Genomic DNA, 18297 nt, shown 5'->3' with positions numbered 1-18297 from the left:
TCTAATTGGCCCGATTAATAAGCAGCGTGGAGTATACGCGTTCGCGCTCCTGATTTTGCACAATGATGGTGTACCATCCTGCTTTGGGCAGTGTAACCTTGAAGTCTTTGCTGATCAGTTCCGTATAGGTCACTCGGGTGGCGATGTATTTCATCTGTCCTTCGCGCACCAGACCCGGGAAATAATAAATGTCGTACGTGCCGAGTTCGTTCTCCAGCTTGGTTCCGCCAGCGGTCTCGATCGTACGGAAGTTGTTCACATTGAACGTGACCGTACCTGTATTCACGATTGCTGTTTCGGATTCGGTATCCGACAACGGAATGCCATTGGCCGTAACAAACATGCCATCTGTCGAACGAACAAACACCGTTTGGAGCGCGTAGCCTGCATTACCGAGCTGGTCCTTCGCGGTGTAACGAATGGTGTGTTTACCCGTCACCGTCAGGTTCAGAGGTTTCTCCACGTATTGTCCGCCTTCCAGAACATATTCCGCAGCCGTCACCTGAATCTGCTCCGCAGATGTGAGATTGTCACTCACTGTGTATCCACCCAGATCGGTGACCAGATCGAAGCCTGGTTTGTTTTGCAGAACCGTGGTGGAAGCTTTGTTCAGACGGATCGTTGGTGCCGTGTTATCCAGACCCGCAATCGTAAAGTTGACCTGTTTCTTGTTACCAAGTACGTCTGAAAGTAAAATCGAATGCTCGCCATTGCTGGCGTAGTCGGCGCTAAAGTTTGCTACCGGGGTTGCCCCCGCATAGATCGTATTGCCTTCCACTACAGATGATGGCATCACAAGACCTACACGCACTTTGCCTTTGGAGTATGCTTGATCGCCGATCTGCACCAGCTTGCTGTCATCGATGGTCTGTCCGTCATTGTCTACTCGAACCATCGTAATCTCTTCTACAGCCGGGATCGATCCAACGAGTGTTGTAATCGCATCGGACTCCAGCTTTGCATTGTTCCCTGCGGCATCTGCCAATGAGAAGCGTGCTTTACTGCCCGAAGTCATGACCAATGAAGATTGGTTCGTCCCCGAGCTATTGGACACCACCTGGTAATCCTGAACTTGTCCCTGTTTCGGCAGCACTTGCGCCACAATCAGATTAGACACGATCACATTACTTGTTGTCGGTGCTACGAAATGAGTAAATTCTCCGTTTGCATTGTATCCATCACCCGCGCTATCCACGACAGCAGTACCACTACCGTAACGAATCAACGCTTTGAGATCGGGATGATTGTAGTGCATGACAATATCTGCTTCCGGCGGCGTGGTATCAATGTTGCTCACCGTTGCTGTCACACTGCCTGTAAAGCCAACCGCATCTTCGTACTCAAACGTGAATTCTCCGTTCTCGCGGAACGTTTTGGACGACGTTGGCAGATTCGTGATGCGGATCGGTTCACTCGATTGCAGACTTACTTTAACTGTGCTATTCGTTGCCGCAATCGTGGAATACTTCGCATTCACCATTGGCGGAGTATCATCGAAGTTGGAGACCACGATGAACACGGTTGCTGTATTGCTGCCATCCTTCACGGTGAAGGAGTAGCTTCCGTTGCGGTATATTTTGAACCGTTTATTCGCCTCCAGCGTTTCCGGCATTTCCGGGTTGCTGTTTGTTGGCTTCACGGTTTTGCCATCAACGAGGTCGAACAGGATCTCTTGTCCTTCGTTCTGCCCACCATCCTGCAACTTCTCGCCTCCGCGAACCGGCATGATCTGCTCCAATGAAGCAAGCCCATATGCAGGGGCATCCTGAAGCTCAATCTCAGGTGTTACGATATCGCTGATGTTGTCGTAGTAACCTTTGAATTTGACACGAACCTGTGACTTGAGTTGTCCCGAATCATTCGTATCAACAGGAACGCCGACATAGTTCGTATACGGCAGCCAAGTGCTCCAATTGTCTCCGCCGTTGGTGGAAACGGAATAGAAGTACCCTTCCTGTGCTGGCACATCAACCGTCAGTTCCATAATGGCGGTGTACCCGTCATCTCCTGGACCTTCTGTCCGAATCAAACGCGCGCTACCAACAGGTGGTTCACTGCTCAGATAAAACACGGAGAACAGACCACTTGTGTGGTAAAGCTTACTGTTACCCAGGCTATCGCTGGCCTGGACGTACAGACGGTAATTACCGTTGTCCTTTTGGTTGTCTACCTGCAATGTGATCAAACGATCCGCAGGGGACACGCTCCAGCCCTTGCCTTCCGGATCTGGTTCCTTCTCGTCTTGCCCGTCAACCACTTTGATCCATTGGTAACGAATGTTCTTGGCTGCTACGCCGTTAAAGTCCACCAACGTGTCAGACACATCAATCTGTACCGTCTGCTCTGGCATCGGATACAGATAACCCTGCGAACCGAATTTCGTGACAGGTGGCAGATGGTCGAATTTGTACTCCTGATAATAGTAGTAAAAACGTCCGGTATCCTGCTGCTTGATGCGCACATGGGCGTACCAGGTCCCGTTCAACGTTTTGTCGGCAGGGAAGCTGTAGCGCTCGGCGGGTACTTCCCCAAGCTTTGTTTCCTTCGGTGCATTCTCAAAAGCAACCCATTTGCTGTTGCCCACAGGACGTTCAGAGCTTTCACTGTATTGATATTCAATCGTATCGATCGGAACACCGGCTACGGTGAAGTCGGGTCCGTCATTAATCGCATAGGTACCCGGATAGGCTTTGAACTTGGTTGAGATAACAAGCACATCGACCGCTTTGGGATCGGCGGTGGCTGAATGGCCCGCCACATCCTCGGCTTTGGCATGCAGCTCGTATTGTCCGCCTTTGGAGATCGCCGGATCATTCAATGTTGATATCTCAGCCTCACCTTGTGCGTTCAGCTCGGCATCCTGCCACCCGGAAGCGACAGGGCTCTTGCCCGCTGCCACGAACTGGTATTGCACCTTGTTATTTTTAATAGAAGAAGTCGGATCAGCGGCCTTAACCGTAATCTTCACATTGTCGGAGTTATTGTCCACGATGTTTGCAACTTCGACGGTTGGATCGTCATTATCAATTTTCAACAGGCCGACATGGTACGACCAATTGGAATCATCCTGTTTGAAATCGGCCAAAGGCCACTGCATCGTATTGCCGTAATCGGACAGATTCGGCAATATACTTGAGCGATAATATTCCTCTAACTCAGCAGGTGTTGCATCTGGATGTTGGGCAAGGTAAGCTGCACGTTCGTTGCTGCCTTTGTCGTATTGCATCCGCTGACGTGCCGAGTCCCAACTCATATCCGCAGTCCATGTATGCAAGTACCAGTTCCCGTTCAAATCTTTGCCGTCATCAGGTAGTTCTACTGTCACGCCATTCTGTCCGGTAGACAATACAACATCCTGGAAACCAGATGTATACAGTTCATCGGAAGGCTGCTTCTGTGTCAGGGAATACCGTTTCACAGCGGCAAAGTTGTCGTTTTGCCCAGCGAAGGGATCATTCGGACTCTGGTTCAGCACATAATACACGAGCCCTGAACCACTGCCTGGACGGAACAATCCTTTGCTCGTCTGGCCGTTTAAGTCGGGATCGAACGCATTAATCGTGAATGATCCATTTCCCACGTATTGCCCTTCGGGAATGACTTCTCCGTCCTGATTCTCATAAACAAAATTAACTTCAGGTGCCGTGTTGTCCACAGACAATCCAGCCCAATCAATCTTTTTGACCGGCTCAGTAAGCACGTTACCAGCGTAGTCCGTCAGAGCCTTCCCGTCGCCAGGATTACTGGCATGCTCCAAGGCAGCCGTCTCCAGCAATGACGTTTCGATGCTCTTGCCATCTGGAACCGTCATACGGAACGTCCATATATTTGTGTTCTGGCCGCCAACATATGCTGCGGTCAAGCCGTTGGCAAACTTGAGTCGTGTATCCTCGGTCGGAGTAAACGCGCTGATCACCTGTTCGTTAAGGTACACGGTAAAATCAACAACGTCGCCCTTGTTCAGCACAAGTCCCGTAAGTACTTCAGGCTGTACGCCGTTGCGAGATGCTGAGTACTGCGGTACTCGCGCGTCGATAATGGTACGGAACGTACCACTCGGATTCGCGTTATCGGCAAAAGGAACTGTTCCAATGCCGTTAAAAGCTGCAACAGGATTACCCGCGCCATCGATAAAGCCCGCTACATTCATCCGTTCCAGCAATGTTGGACGGTCCTCCTCGGAGGGCGCGATCAGGCGCTTCGGATCAATAGGAATGTTGCCTGTGCTATCATTTAACGCAGCTTGATACCGGAGGTTAAAAGTGGAGCGTGCATGAATGTTCCGATCCAGTCCACCCTGCGAAAAGTCACTGTATCCGCTATCTGCGCTTGTTAGATAATAAACGGAAGGATCGAAGCCGTCTCCACCCGGATTATTGAACAGTTCGGTACGCATGAAGCTGAATTTGCCATCAATTCGGTCAGAGGCAAGCTCTGCAAAATCAGGAAACACCGGCTCGCTGAAGTTCAGCGCCAGGTTGAGGTTGCTCCCTTGCTTTAGGAACAACTCATTCTTTTGTACTGCCGGATCGGCATTGAATCGAACTGCACCGGTATGGGTCAGTGTATTGCCGTTGTATGTAGGGGGTGTGATATCCGCGAAATAGAGTTCAATGTCGTCGATGTTCTCTATCGTAAACCCCGTAATCGAAATTTGAATGGTATCATTAGCGCCAAATGAAATCCATGACGAATTTGCGGAGGCCCCTGATTGCATTGCACCCTGCCTATATTTGGAACCTCCATTAACGGAAACATCCAAACTAGCTGCCATTGTCCAGGATCCTGTAAGACGTTTGATTTTCAATAGCATTTTGGCATCACCGCTTTCAGCCAGGCGCTTCAAGACGGGATTGGATTGAACGTTAATCGTTCCGCTGAATCTTGTATCCATTGCAAAACCCTTTTCAAAAGTCATGTAACTCGGTCCCAATGATTTTACATTCTTCAAATCCGTGGATACGCCCTGTGCCTTGCCAGCAAATATTCCAAAGCTGTTCGCTTCGTCCTTCTTCACGTTGTTATTCCAGGAAGACATGTCTTCCCGATTGATGATTTTGCCGCCGCCATTCGGAATAAGAATATCCGTGTACTCCGCAGCTGCGGAAACGGTCGGCAGGTGTGGCCAGCTCACAGACGTCAACGTCAGCAAGGCAGTAAGCAGGCAGATTGATAACTTTTTGAACATGCGAGATTCCCCTTTTTCCCCGTTATGTATTCGACTTCTTCATCAGCTTGCGAATATCTTCGATCGTTACACAGATATGAATGCCAGTCATTGTCCGAAACGAACCGGAGATTAATCCGATCACGCGACCCTCTTCATTTAACAAAGGACCACCCGACATGCCCGCAGACACCTGCGCGGAAGTCAGCAAGCGAATGACATCGTTCACCTCGGCGGTTGGTGCATTCACGATGCCCTCCGTAATGATCTTGCCATCCTTTAGCGGGTATCCGATTGCAAACGATCGTTGCCCATATCTTGCAGACTGCTTGTCCCCTGAGAGGGTAAGGACCGGACGTTTTTTACTATTCTGCACAGACAGCATAGCCACATCGGTATCCATGTCAGCGCTCAGAACCGTTATCTTTTCAATGGAACCATCTTCAAATACAGCTTCGAAAGAAACCCCGTCCTTCACAACATGGGCTGCTGTAAGTGCTCTACCATTACCGATGAGAAAACCGGTACCTACCGTTTTGAGCGTTCCGTCCTTGCGATACGCTTTCAAGTAAAAGACAGATTGCGCCGCGGACTGATACACTTTTTCAGCTCCCGATACGGCCACTTGTCCGGTTCCAGCGGCTTTGGCAACGGATACACCTGTATATCCATTCAGACATGCCACAGCAATCAGTACAGCCAGCAAGCCAATCATCTGACGCCGCAAACGCCATGATGTGATGCTCCTCTTCATTTCTCTCAACTCCATCAGCCCATAGTCGCGCAAAGATAGGTCTTTCGATGCTTTTTCTGCGTCCGTTCGACATATCTTGCTTCCGCATTATAATGGATCACAATAAACAAGCAATAAACAGAAAAAAAATTGTCGAAATGTGATTGCGCCCCCCAGAGATATTCGCTACAATGCCGATAGAATACAAGAGATTTTGTCCGAAGCTACCAAAGGATTGAACAATCTCTAAAGGAGCAGCATTTCGTGTTATTAAAAATTTCAGGCGTTGTCCTGACTGTTTTACTCGCTATTACAGTACTGCTGCTGTCAACGATCAGAGAACCACAATCTGCTGCGCTTCATGCCCGTCAAGGTGTTCTGGATCTCTCGGCCTGGGACCCTGAACAAGACGAGCGGATCAAGCTGGACGGGGAGTGGGAATTTTACTGGGAGCGATTGCTTCCTGACGAATCTGCAACATCGAATCAGGCTGGTCCAACGAAAGCACCCGACACTTATGCAACCGTTCCCGGCTCCTGGAATCGACTTAAAGTGGATGGTGAACGACTGCCAACCCACGGCTTCGCCACGTATCGACTGGTGCTGCGTAATGCACCTGTTGAAGGAACACTGGCGATCAAAAAAATGAACATCCGTTTTGCTAGCGAAATCTACATCAATGGCAACAAGCTGCTGGAAGACGGGCATGCCGTGGCAAAATCCGCAGGTTACCGACCAGGCAACTCCCCCCAGATTGGCTTTTTCCCCTATCATGGCGGTGACATTGAGATTTTGATCCGGGTGGCTAATTACGATTACACGGACTCTGGCATTCCGGGTCCACTCTTTTTTGGCGAACAAGCAGCCATGCTGAAAAAACATCAATTCAACACAGCTATCGAATTTGGCACGCTTGCTGTCCTGGGTACCATTTCGATCATATTCCTCATCAGTTACCTGGGGTCTGCACTCTACCGAAACAGGGACGACTCCCTGCTGCTGATTGGTCTAATCTGTCTGCTGTATGCACTCTATAACGGCATGATCAGCGAACGTGTGTTATCGATGGCGGGCACGGAAATCTCCTTTAGCACGCTCTATAAATTAAAAGATTTCTGCTCTGTGGCATGTCTGGGTCTGTTAACCTTTTACTTCTACCGATTCAAAACAGGCATCCTGTCCGGTTTGCTCACGGCGGTGATCCTGATCATCTTCGGAGCTTACTTATGTATGGTCACGCTCCTGCCTATTTCCATCTACGGGCTGGCTGCGCCTTACGTCGTCGTTATGTACACGTTGATGTTGCTCTGGTTGCTGTATCAATGTGCAAAACAGTTCCTAACTAGTGAGAAGGGCGAACGGCTGTCTACTTTTCTGTGGTACGCAGCTCTCTTAAGCATCATGCTGTATTGTCTGGACATTAATCTCTTCTCGATCTCGCTCAAGGAAAATATGAATATCGGGCAGGCTTCCATTGTCCTGTTCAGCATCCTGATGCTGTTTCTAGCGGTGCTTCGGTTCTTCGAGGCCTATCGTACGGTCCGCACCCTCAAAGATCAGTTGCTCTTGCTGGACAAGGTGAAGGACGACTTCCTGTCCAATACTTCGCATGAGCTCAAAACACCGCTGAATGCGATTGTTAACATCAGTGAAAGCCTGCTTAAAGGCGCAGAAGGTCCCCTTACTGATGAGCAAGCGCACAATCTGGCGATCGTAACGGGAAGTGGCAGACGATTAACCTATCTGGTCGATGAATTGCTGGATTATTCGAAAATGAAACATGGCGACATCCCGCTCCACCGCTCTTCGACCGATCTCTACTCGTTTGTCGAATCGGTCATGCGTATGCACTCCTTCCTGCTTGGTACAAAAAAGGTCGAGCTTATCAACCGCATCCCGGCGCATTTCCCGCCGATCTATGCAGACGGCAACCGACTGATTCAGATTTTGCATAATCTGATCGGCAATGCCGTTAAGTTCACGGAACGTGGCACGGTAAGTATCAAAGCTGCAATTGTGCAAGGCAAAGCGGAAATACGCATTATCGATACCGGCCGTGGTATCGGTACGGACAAGCTGGAACATATCTTCCTGCCGTTCGAGCAGGAAGCAGATACGGGGCCAGTCGTTGCTGGAGGCACCGGTCTAGGACTGAGCATTACACGCAAGCTGGTCGAGATGCACGGCGGAACCATTCATGCGGAATCGGCACCTGGCATGGGTGCCACGTTCATCCTGACCTTTCCGCTGGCAGAGAAAAAAGGAGAGAAACGTTCCAACGTCATGCCACTTACCATCGCTCCTACAGGTCCTGGTAATCGGCTACTCCGGTTCGAAGAACCAACGATTGTACAAGGGAATAAAGACGAATGGATCATCGTTGTGGATGACGACTCGGCTAATTTGCAGACAATAGTGAATCTCTTGAAGCTGGAAGGATACAGTTACGCGGTAACTGCACGTTCCCCTTCCGTACTGGAACTGCTCGACCAGCTTCCCGCCGTACATCTCGTCATTGCTGATATCATGATGCCCGACATGTCGGGTTACGAATTACTGGAACGAATCAGGGAGCGCTTCTCTCCTTCCGAGTTGCCTGTACTCATGCTGACGGCGAGTAATAAAGCTAATCAATTGAAGCTGGCCTTGGAGAAAGGCGCCAATGATTTTGTATCCAAGCCGTTCGAATCGGAGGAACTGCTGGCACGGATCGGCGGTTTGACTCGGATGAAAACATCCGTGCAAGCTGCGCGAGATGCGGAAATATCTTTTTTGCGGTCTCAGATGAACCCACACTTTCTGTATAACGCCCTGAACGCCATTGCCGAATTGTGTGTGGATGCGCCGAATCGGGCAGAACAATTGATTTTGCAATTATCGAGTTACTTACGGCGGAGTGTGCACTTTAAACATCTGGACTCAAAAACTAGCCTGATGAACGAACTGGAGATGATCGAGGCATATGTAGCGATTGAGCAAGCCCGCTTTGGCTCAAGGTTGGAGGTCATTATCGATGTGGATGCGGATGTGAACCGGAATATGGACATTCCACCGCTCACGTTACAGCCCCTGATCGAAAACGCGATTCGGCATGGGCTGATGTCCAGCATTCGCGGTGGTCGGGTCATGTTGTCTATCCGCAATCTGAATGATACGGAAACACGGTTCACCATCGAGGACAACGGAATCGGCATAACCAAGCAACGGATGGACGAAATTCGGCAATCCACGGACGGCAGTAACGGCGTTGGACTATGGAATATTTCCAGCCGGTTGAACCTGCTGTATGGCAGACACCTTCAGATGGAAAGTCTGGACGGCGAGGGAACGCGGATTACATTTGATCTTCCAAATCAACGTCTAAGCACAGATGGGAACGGAGGTTATGAAACATGAAGATGAAAGTCATCATCGTGGACGATGAGGATTTGTCGCTGAAGCGACTGAATCGCATTTTGACAGAAAGCGGAGAAGTCAAGGTATCTCGTGCGTTTCATGACCCGGAGGAAGCCTGTGAATATGCGGCAGAGAATAGCTTCGATGCGGCATTTCTGGACATTACGATGCCTCGCATCTCGGGTATGCAACTCATTGGTGAACTGCGTAAACATCATCCTTCGCTTCCAATCGTGCTGGTGACCGGTTATGAGGAATATGCGGTGCAGGCCTTTGACAAAGAGGTCATCGATTACGTCATCAAGCCGGTCACGGCTGAGCGACTGAACCGCAGCATCAAACGGTTGCAGGAAAAGCTTCACAAGTCCGTGACAACACCTGAACCAGCGGTGCCTGGACCCAAACTGAACGTTCGTCTGTTCGGTGAATTCACCGTGTTTGGCGGTGCCGGAGCAGACAGTCCCATCAAGCTTAGAACGCCCAAAACCGAAGAGTTACTTGCATTCTTGCTGTATACCAAATCAACCACCCGCGATGCCTTGGCCGATACGTTGTGGAAGGACCTCAGTCCGCAGAAAGCCTGGACCAACATCAATTCCACACTGTACTACGTGCGACGTGCCATCGGTGATAACAGTGACGTGCCGATCATTCTCAAGGACAGAAACGGTATCCGTATCGACCGGGAAGCGATTAACTGTGATCTGTACGAGTTCGAGACTTTGTTCCGGCAGATGCGTCAGGCCTCGGCACATCGCCCCGAGCTCTTCGAGCGGATGGATACGTTGTATACGGGTGAACTTCTGAAAGGAAGGCATTATGAGTGGGCTTTTGCGTGGTCCAGACAGCTGGAACTGGATTTCATCATGACGATGGAAACTGCGGCCCACTATCACGCGAAGGCAGGCGAGCCGTTACGGGCGCTGTATTATTTTGAACGTATCCTCCAGATTGATTCGATTCGGGAAGATATTCATCGCGAGATCATCCTGTTGTATCTGTCGCTTGGACGAAGAACCGAAGCGCAGCGACAGTATCTGGTGTTGGAGGAATTGCTCAAAGAGGAGCTTGGCTCCAGTCCGGCAGCGGATATCAAACAACTGTTGCGACAGTCATGAAACAGCAAAAAAGCCCATGCCTTGGCGATAACGAACTGCTCCCATCGTAGTCTTCTGCGGTCTACTATGACAGGGAGCAGTTCAGTGTTGCTTTTGGCTTGGGCTTTTTTTCAACATAGATGGACGTTCATTCGTCCTTGCAGGATGATTTTACATCATCAATGTCTAGAATCAATTACTCATTTATAAGTTTTTCTGTATTAAGGGTAAACCCTTCTATCACGACATCTTCGTCCACTTCAATCATGATGCAACGTCTGCCTTGATAATTCACCTGTTTCACATATCTCAGGTCTTGCGGGCTAACCGAAATTGTAGCAACCTTGGTCTCAATCTTAATGGACTTGGACGTAAACTTCGGCATAACACTGGTCGCCTTCATCTCATAGTTCTTGTTGTCAACGATCGTTTCGAAGGCACGTTCTACTTTCTCCGTTGTCAGATCCTCTATACCACTTGCGGTCAGTACACGTTCCAGATCTTTATAGTCCAGCTTTGGAGGTTCTTCCTCATGGGACTCTTCGTTAATCTCGATGACTCGGTTGATCTCCTCGTATACATGTGCAATAGTGGCTGAATCTAGCTGTTCACCGGCCACTTCCTTGACGATATCTTCGAAGATCGCCCGTTCTTCCAGTGCGGTAACGGATCTTTCTCCATTCAATACATTTTCAACAAAATGCGGATCCGGGAAATTAGATTTCCCTGTACAATACAGTACACGATTCACATCGGAGTAGTTGTCCGTCACGCTAGGGTACAAGAATCCTTGCTCTGGCGTGCTTAATTTGATAATCGGATCTACAATGATGTTGTATTTGAATTCTCTCTCCACGTAATCAAACAAGAGTGTCTTCCGCTGTTTCTCCGTGGAATTTACGCTGCACAGAATGAACGGATGGGCGAACACCTCATTCTTCTCACTCTCTTCCGTAGCTTCGTTTCTAGCCTTGGTCGGCAAGTAATACTGTCCACGCACGAACGTAGCTACCATGTCCCGCTCAAACTTCGTATCCACCAACATTCGATCCACGAGCAGCAACATCAGATCCTGCCATTCATCCGGGTCACCTGTTACCAGCGCCTGGTGAAGCAATACCTGTGCTGGATCCTCCGCCGCTTCCTGGAACTTCAATTCAAACAACTTCTGATCCAAATCACCTGTCAGCAATTTTTTGAAATTGCCCATGTACAGCTCCTGCTTCTCTCTGTCCACCAGTTCGAACGGGTGACGCTCCCAGTGATAGACCTCATTGGTTTCCTTCGTAATATACACGTTGAGAATATCGTAAATATTCAGTAGATCGTGATCGAGTTTAAACTGCTTGCGTATATGCGCGACTTCTTTTTTATTCATGATTCGTTAGACAACTCCCATAATAAATAATTTTATCTGCGTGCAACTCTATATCCTAAAAATCAGTGCTCCCTTGGAAGTTTTCATCTGAGCAGTAGGTCACAAATAGGGGCAGCTATGGAGTAGCTGGATCAAGCCGTTCTTGCTCTCCATTTCTGTACTCTCAGTGAGAAATTATATCATATAATGATGACGATTAATGAGAAACAATCTATGGTATTTCCCTCTTTATCACGATCCATTTTTGAATATGGAAAATAGCTCGCCGTATGGGAGCACGAATGAGATTTAAAAGAAAACAGAAAGACGCAACAGGAATGACTCCCGTGCGTCTTTTTTCGTTGTTTAACGATTCTTAAAAAATTAATTACTGCTCGGCAATATATCCATATTCAACAGGGGTGCTCTGCTGGAAGAAACTTTCCTTGTTTCCCACAGAAACAGTAATCCCATGAACAAGGACACTCCGCCAATAATAATCAGCAATGCCCCCAACTCCTGACTATAGGCTGTCAGCGCCCCGTCCCTAAACGCCATTCCACGAATCAGACGGTTAAGCCAGTTCATGGGTAATGCCCATGCGAACATTTGGAACGGTTCTGGGAACGCCAGTGGCGTTAGTTGAATTCCCGTAGCCAGAAAGGAGGGATACAATACCAAGCTGGTCCGCAGATTGACTTTGGATAAGTCTTTGGCAGTGTATCCAATCAGCATACCCATGAGTGACAAAGCAAAAGCATAAACAACTAACGGAATGATAAAAAGATAAGGCTCTGCTTCAAACCGCATTCCCCCCACCTGCTTTAATAATCCATAGGATAGAAGCAGCGAAAGTGAACTCAACACAACGTAAGGTATAATCCGAACCCATAGTTGAAAGGGTGACTTTCCGTTTGCAAACAGTTTCCCTTCCTGACGAAGCCGGGGTACAATTGAGCCCGCTGCACTTGTTGTAATCATCAATACTACGATATTCACAAATCCAAGCACCATAAAACCGACATAACTGGAGGTTGGATTAAACAGCATCCGCTGCTGAAGGGATAACGGTGACACGATTCCTTTAGCTGTCTCGGCATCCATCCCTTTTTGGATCAGACGTGTCATGGAAAGGGTCATATTCTCTGTCAGTATGATTTCCTGAATCGCAGTGCGAATACCTGTTAACCCCGAGGGCATCGTGTTATCCATCAAGATGCCGATATTCGTCGATTTCCCTTGTTGTTGACGCAATCCCAACTGATTGGGAAGCATAATGACCGCTACAGCCTGCTCGTTGGCAAGCAATATTTCAGGACTCATTCGGCTCGCATATACGCTTTTGACGCTCATGTATTGAGACGCATTTATTTTGGAGATCAATTGCCGTGAATATTCGCTATGATCCTCATCAATGACCACAACTGGTGATTTACTGAGTTGATTCTGCGAGAACATTAAGCCGAAAAATAAGGCTGCAATCATTGGCCCAATAAAAATTAGCCGTATATACTTACTGCCTACAACGTACTTCCACTCGTCAATCAGTGATTTCATCAAGTTTCACCTCTACCGTCATCCCCGGAAGCAAATCGGTATTTGAATCCATCGATATTCGGACCAGAAACATACTTAAATCCGCTTGCCCTTTTTCACGAGACATCCGCAAGGTTGCAAACTGAGGAGCAGTTGAGATGGAAGTAACGCTCCCCTTCACCTGCGTTGGCTGATCCAAATACGGGAAATGAACATCAATGCTTTGATTCACTTCAAGCTGTTGAATTTCACTTTCCTGTATGTAAAGGTCGATGTAATACGTATTCTTTTGTACAACTGCCAGCGGGACTCCTGCTTGAACTTGATCTCCCTGTATTACAGCAACTCGGTCAACCAATCCGTCATACGGTGCGAGTACCTCCTTATCTCCCTCCCCAGCTGATTTCACTTTGAAAAGTACCTCTCCCTCTTTCAGAGAGTCACCTTCAGACGCACCCGCCTCTGCAATCGTCCCGGGACTATTCTGATAAAATAATGTCGTTTGCTCTGCCTCAAGTATGCCTTGTTTCCGGCTCTCGGCCTGACTTACAGCATCCTTTCCTTTAACAGCCAAAAGTGAACCTCCAACAATGAGCACCATCGCAATTCCGATATACAAACCTGCTTTTAACTTCATCTTTTTATCTCTCCCATTCCCAATCCTCGTGTATGGTTAAATTTGCTGACTATTTCTGCTTTTTCATTTTGGTGACCGCGTTCTCGGCTGCCTCCATGATCACTTCTCCCAAAGTGGGATGAGGTTGAATCGTCATGGCCAGATCTTCCACGGTTGCTCCCATCTCGATCGCAAGTGCGAGCTCCGATATCAGTGTAGATGCCTCCACGCCGACGATTTGCGCGCCAATGACAATTCCTGAAGTCGGGTCAGCCACTATTTTCACAAAACCTTCGGTTTCCCTTAACGCCAATGCTCTTCCGTTGATTCCAAAAGAAGATTTTCCAATAACCACTGGAATGGCCTGTGTTTTGGCTTCCGTCTCACTTACTCCAACACTGGATAGCTCCGGATCAGAAAAGACAACAAGCGGAATCACCTTGTAATCCACTTTGGAGGTGAGACCCGCAATGGCCTCTGCAGCTACTTTGGCTTCATACGATGCCTTGTGAGCAAGTGCCGGACCGGCTGTAATATCTCCAATAGCATAAATGTGAGGGATAACCGTTCTGCACTGTTCATCCGTCTCAACCAGTCCTTTGTTCGTTACGGGCACACCTATGCGTTCCAGTCCTAACTGGCCGTCTGTATTGGGTTTCCTGCCGATTGTAACCAGTACATATTCTGCTGTAACTTGTTGTTGCTCCTGATTTTTTGAATAATGCAGTGTTACGGAATCCGCATTGTGCTCCACCTTTTCGGCAATCGCTCCGTTTACGATCTGGATGCCGTCCGCCTTTAATTGTTTGACTACAGGGGCTGCAAGTTCCGCCTCGAATCCAGGCAATACTTGAGTGCCTCCCTCCAGAATCGTTACCTTGGTTCCGAATTTGGCATACATCTGTCCAAGCTCCACCCCAATATAACCTCCGCCGATCACAATCAGACTACTCGGAACCTCCTGTAGAGATAATGCTTCAGTGGAAGATAAGATGCGACCTCCAACTGGAAATGCTGGCAGCTCAATTGGACGAGACCCCGTTGCCAGTATGAGATTTTTAAAAGAAATGATTTGCTCCTGTCCAGTTTGCTGGATCATGGCTGTGTGCTCATCCACCAGACGGGCCTCTCCTTCCAGAATGTTCACACCCGCAGTCTTTAACAAATAGTGGACGCCACCTGCCTGTTTATTCACAACCCCCTGTTTAAAATCCTGAGCAGTCTTAAATGTCGCTGCCGAGTCAGTTTGATTGAACTGTCTGAACCAATCATAGCGATGCGATTCCGCAATTAAGGCTTTGGATGGTATGCAACCCACATGTGTACAGACCCCGCCGAGCTGTTTACGTTCAACAATCGCCGTCTTCATCCCCAACTGCGAAGAACGAAGCGCCGCCACATATCCCCCTGGACCTGATCCAATAACTAACGTATCCACAGATTCAAGCTTGCTCATATTCTGATACCTCCCGATTTGAAGTTATTTTAAAATATGATGATCGTAATATATTATAACCATCATATTTTAAGACCGTCAACAATCGTATTGTCCCTTTTGAAAATGAACAGATATCCAGTCGCCAAATTGACAGACTTTATTATGATGACTATAATATTTTAGAAAAGCAGAACGATGAAGCTATGGAGTGAGTGATCATGCCCTATCCCAAAGGACATAAGATAAAAGTACGAGGTAAGATTGTTGAGAGTGCTGCTCGGGCTTTTCGCACCAATGGTATCCAGGAGGTGAGTGTCCCGTTTATTATGAAGGGAGCTGGATTAACTCATGGAGGATTCTATTCACACTTTGACAACAAGGAACAATTGGTTGCCGAAGCCTGTGAATATGCCATTAGTGATACCATTACACTTCTAAAGAACGTGGCTGATCAGGAAGAACAGAATTCGAAAATTAATAAAGTAATCGATTATTATTTGAGTCCGTATCACCGCGACCAAACGGAAATGAGCTGTATTTTCCCCGCCCTTTCCAGCGAAATATCCCGTTCGTCCGAAGAGGTTCGGCAGGTATTTACCCATGAATTGGAGCGGATGATCGCTTTTATCTCCAATCTGGCTGAGATTGATGTGTCCAGAGGTCGTGCACTGTTCAGTACAATGGTTGGTTCGCTTGTACTTGCACGCTCTGTTAGTGATCCTGAGCTTAGCGACAGCTTTCTCTCGGCAGGCAGACAGCAAGCCAAAGAAATGGTTAAAAGGAACGATATGTAGCCTCGATGTTGCTATATGCTTATTATCTAGCTGTCAACAAAAAACACGCCTATAAATGGCGTGTTTTTCTTATCTGTTTGCAACTAAATAACTTCCATACTAGCCACCGTAACGCTCTTCTCGTACTCAAAGCACGGGGTCATTAACATTCCCAAACTTTTATAAAAACGAATTATTGTTCATCTATTAGGTCCAAGAAAAATATGGTATACTCACAGAGCAATGGAAAGGCTTATATGGGCGGTCGGCTAATCTCCCGGAAGGGAGGTGATGCCTTGTGACAGTATTTGAAGCAATTATGCTAATGCTTACCTTCGGTTTGCTGATTGTAGCGCTGCTGTCCAATAAACACAAGTAGACCGCCCACCCTTGCAAAGGTTGCGGTCTACTTGATCGTGTATCCTCTTGTTAAGCCCACCGCCCTTAAAAGCGGCTATTGCGTCAGAGAGTCGTGTTACCGCACGGCTCTCTTTGCATTATAAGCTGTTTCTGTCCTCATTATAACATGGAGATTGTGGATTTCAATCCCACGATAACCATATGTTCCATATGTTAAAACTGACGATATGGCGAAAAATTCAGCATCTTACATATTTACGTTTGAACCCCGTACGCCCTTTTTCCACTGCCTTTTGGATATTCTCAGAGGCATTCAGCAACTTGCTCTTGGGCATGTCCTTGTTCACTTCAACGGGGCCAACGACCTGAGCTGCCTCCACCGCCTGATCGTGCAACGGTTGATAGGATGTTGCAACGGTATACAGGAAGTTGTTCATCGAATATTTTGTTCGTTCCGGAGATTCGTGAATCGTCTTTTTGACCTGTTCAAGCATCTCCATCAGTTTATTCTCCGAAAACTCAGCATCCTTTCGACTGCCGAGTAACCAACAGTAACAGCTCCATCCTGCTGACATTTTCAGTTCATCCCCACTCGCGATCCACTTATCCGAAACTTCTTGAGCAATATCCGTCTCTGCCAACGTGACGGCAACGATGAAGTCAGAGATCATGTAAAAATAAGCAGCGTCAATCCAACGGTCAAAATCAGCTTCCGTCATTGCTTGAGGATCGGCAATCACGCCCGCAAAGTACATCGCATCATAATTCCCCGTCGCGTATAGTTGCTCTGCCAAAGGTTGATCCTTTTTGATCCGCTTCGCCATTGGTTTCATCGCTCCGGTTGCCACGCCAAATAGCGGTTCATGCGCACCGTTAGAGATATAGATTTTTTTCGTTCGTTCTTTACCCAGCGCTTCTAGCTCTTGCATCACTTCATCTAGATTCATTTCGCGACACTCCCCATCCTATTTAATTAATTTCATTCCTGATCGAACAGACGCTTATGTTTGTCAAAAAAATGGTAGAAAAACCGCACATTGTCCAGTTCAAACCACTCTGCCGTTTGCAAAATCGTCCTGTCTAGATTGTAAATTTTAGCATGGAGCGTCCCCAGAACAAAGGGCGAGTGCGTCGAAATGATAAATTGACTGTCAAAATATCGTGCCAACTCATTGATTTGCTCAGCCAGTCTGATTTGGTTAACAGGAGAAAGCGATGTTTCCGGTTCATCCAATAAATACAATTGGCCCGGAAGCAGGTACTCTTCGAAAAACTGCATGGAGGTTTCTCCATTGGAGTATTTTTCCTGAGAAAACTGAATGTTATCCAGCTTTTTCTTGAATGCATAGGAATGCGCTAACTCTTCTGTCTCGGCCTTGCTCACTCCTTGTTGAGACTGTTCATACAACAGTCCTTCGCGGAGCACATTTGCTTGCTGAATTTTCTTGATCTCATATAAAATGTCCTCTGACTTGATGTATCGGCTCCCTTCTGGCAGTTGCCGGATGACATGCTCCTGTTCGTCACGCCCAAGCTCATAACTGCTCTTATCCAGAAAACGCTGCACATAGGCGCTATTTCCATACGTTGTCATTCGTTCAGAACCTGTAATTCCCAACTTGTTGGCGATCACGTTCAGCAGGGTGGATTTGCCAGAGCCGTTGCTGCCATAGAGCACAGTGACTCGATCAAAAATAAGGACTTCTCCTGAGATATGTTTGAATACATGATCAGGATATATATTGGGGTTGCCGGAAATTTGCGAAGACAACTTGAAATTGCTTAGATAAATCATTGACACACTCCTTATCCATTGTTTCGCAC

General features: G+C 47.8%; 12 protein-coding genes. 4 read left to right on the top strand and 8 right to left on the bottom strand.

Annotated features, from left to right (window positions below; genetic code table 11):
- Position 1: 1 nt before the first annotated feature.
- Together MHI52_RS04455 and MHI52_RS04450 are read right to left on the bottom strand one after the other, a co-directional pair.
- Positions 2 to 5188, bottom strand: a complete 5187-nt coding sequence (locus MHI52_RS04455; RefSeq protein ID WP_340983458.1) for a hypothetical protein — start codon at positions 5186 to 5188, stop codon at positions 2 to 4.
- A 22-nt stretch (positions 5189 to 5210) separates the two neighbouring features.
- Positions 5211 to 5921: a serine protease gene (locus tag MHI52_RS04450; RefSeq protein ID WP_340983459.1), complete on the bottom strand. Its 711-nt coding sequence runs from the start codon at positions 5919 to 5921 to the stop codon at positions 5211 to 5213.
- A gap of 243 nt (positions 5922 to 6164) precedes the next feature.
- Here MHI52_RS04450 and MHI52_RS04445 point away from each other — a divergent pair, with 243 nt between their 5' ends.
- Positions 6165 to 9296 carry an ATP-binding protein gene (locus MHI52_RS04445; protein ID WP_340983460.1) on the top strand — a complete coding sequence of 1044 codons (3132 nt, stop codon included), beginning with the start codon at positions 6165 to 6167 and terminating at the stop codon, positions 9294 to 9296.
- On the top strand, positions 9293 to 10414 hold the full coding sequence (locus MHI52_RS04440) for a response regulator (RefSeq protein WP_053061355.1): 1122 nt from the start codon (positions 9293 to 9295) through the stop codon (positions 10412 to 10414). The genes MHI52_RS04445 and MHI52_RS04440 overlap by 4 nt, the downstream gene beginning before the upstream one ends.
- Positions 10415 to 10589: 175 nt before the next feature.
- On the opposite strand, the gene MHI52_RS04435 is transcribed toward MHI52_RS04440, so the two are convergent.
- The 4 genes from MHI52_RS04435 to lpdA all read right to left on the bottom strand — a co-directional run bounded on the left by MHI52_RS04435 (position 10590) and on the right by lpdA (position 15358).
- Positions 10590 to 11771 (bottom strand): DUF4317 domain-containing protein, encoded by a 1182-nt coding sequence (locus MHI52_RS04435; protein ID WP_036668338.1) that lies wholly within the window; start codon positions 11769 to 11771, stop codon positions 10590 to 10592.
- 363 nt (positions 11772 to 12134) lie between these two features.
- Entirely contained in the window at positions 12135 to 13307 is a 1173-nt protein-coding gene (locus tag MHI52_RS04430) for an ABC transporter permease (RefSeq protein ID WP_405158544.1), read from the bottom strand.
- A complete protein-coding gene (locus MHI52_RS04425; protein ID WP_405158543.1) occupies positions 13291 to 13923 on the bottom strand; it encodes an HlyD family efflux transporter periplasmic adaptor subunit in 633 nt (210 codons plus the stop codon). The genes MHI52_RS04430 and MHI52_RS04425 overlap by 17 nt, the downstream gene beginning before the upstream one ends.
- A 49-nt stretch (positions 13924 to 13972) precedes the next feature.
- Positions 13973 to 15358 carry a dihydrolipoyl dehydrogenase gene (lpdA, locus tag MHI52_RS04420; RefSeq protein WP_405158542.1) on the bottom strand — a complete coding sequence of 462 codons (1386 nt, stop codon included), beginning with the start codon at positions 15356 to 15358 and terminating at the stop codon, positions 13973 to 13975.
- 200 nt (positions 15359 to 15558) lie between these two features.
- Between lpdA and MHI52_RS04415 the strand changes: the two genes are divergently transcribed.
- Positions 15559 to 16134 (top strand): TetR/AcrR family transcriptional regulator, encoded by a 576-nt coding sequence (locus tag MHI52_RS04415; protein ID WP_315370434.1) that lies wholly within the window; start codon positions 15559 to 15561, stop codon positions 16132 to 16134.
- Positions 16135 to 16411: 277 nt separating this feature from the next.
- Complete coding sequence (locus MHI52_RS04410) at positions 16412 to 16492, top strand: putative holin-like toxin (protein ID WP_353957565.1); 81 nt, start codon at positions 16412 to 16414, stop codon at positions 16490 to 16492.
- A gap of 220 nt (positions 16493 to 16712) precedes the next feature.
- Here the strand turns inward: MHI52_RS04410 and MHI52_RS04405 are convergent, their stop codons facing one another.
- Positions 16713 to 17420 (bottom strand): DNA alkylation repair protein, encoded by a 708-nt coding sequence (locus MHI52_RS04405; RefSeq protein WP_315370435.1) that lies wholly within the window; start codon positions 17418 to 17420, stop codon positions 16713 to 16715.
- Positions 17421 to 17452: 32 nt separating this feature from the next.
- Positions 17453 to 18268: an AAA family ATPase gene (locus MHI52_RS04400; RefSeq protein WP_315370436.1), complete on the bottom strand. Its 816-nt coding sequence runs from the start codon at positions 18266 to 18268 to the stop codon at positions 17453 to 17455.
- Positions 18269 to 18297: the final 29 nt, after the last annotated feature.

This window comes from Paenibacillus sp. FSL H8-0283 (genome assembly GCF_045040675.1).
GTDB lineage: Bacteria > Bacillota > Bacilli > Paenibacillales > Paenibacillaceae > Paenibacillus > Paenibacillus amylolyticus.
This window is presented reverse-complemented; position numbering and strand designations above follow the sequence as displayed.

Bases quoted from the DNA above. Each gene is read 5' to 3' on its own strand.
- MHI52_RS04405 (WP_315370435.1), bottom strand. From the start codon at position 17,420: ATGAATCTAGATGAAGTGATGCAAGAGCTAGAAGCGCTGGGTAAAGAA.
- MHI52_RS04425 (WP_405158543.1), bottom strand. From the start codon at position 13,923: ATGAAGTTAAAAGCAGGTTTGTATATCGGAATTGCGATGGTGCTCATT.
- MHI52_RS04415 (WP_315370434.1), top strand. From the start codon at position 15,559: ATGCCCTATCCCAAAGGACATAAGATAAAAGTACGAGGTAAGATTGTT.
- MHI52_RS04450 (WP_340983459.1), bottom strand. From the start codon at position 5,921: ATGAAGAGGAGCATCACATCATGGCGTTTGCGGCGTCAGATGATTGGC.
- MHI52_RS04400 (WP_315370436.1), bottom strand. From the start codon at position 18,268: ATGATTTATCTAAGCAATTTCAAGTTGTCTTCGCAAATTTCCGGCAAC.
- MHI52_RS04435 (WP_036668338.1), bottom strand. From the start codon at position 11,771: ATGAATAAAAAAGAAGTCGCGCATATACGCAAGCAGTTTAAACTCGAT.
- MHI52_RS04455 (WP_340983458.1), bottom strand. From the start codon at position 5,188: ATGTTCAAAAAGTTATCAATCTGCCTGCTTACTGCCTTGCTGACGTTG.
- MHI52_RS04440 (WP_053061355.1), top strand. From the start codon at position 9,293: ATGAAGATGAAAGTCATCATCGTGGACGATGAGGATTTGTCGCTGAAG.
- MHI52_RS04430 (WP_405158544.1), bottom strand. From the start codon at position 13,307: ATGAAATCACTGATTGACGAGTGGAAGTACGTTGTAGGCAGTAAGTAT.
- lpdA (WP_405158542.1), bottom strand. From the start codon at position 15,358: ATGAGCAAGCTTGAATCTGTGGATACGTTAGTTATTGGATCAGGTCCA.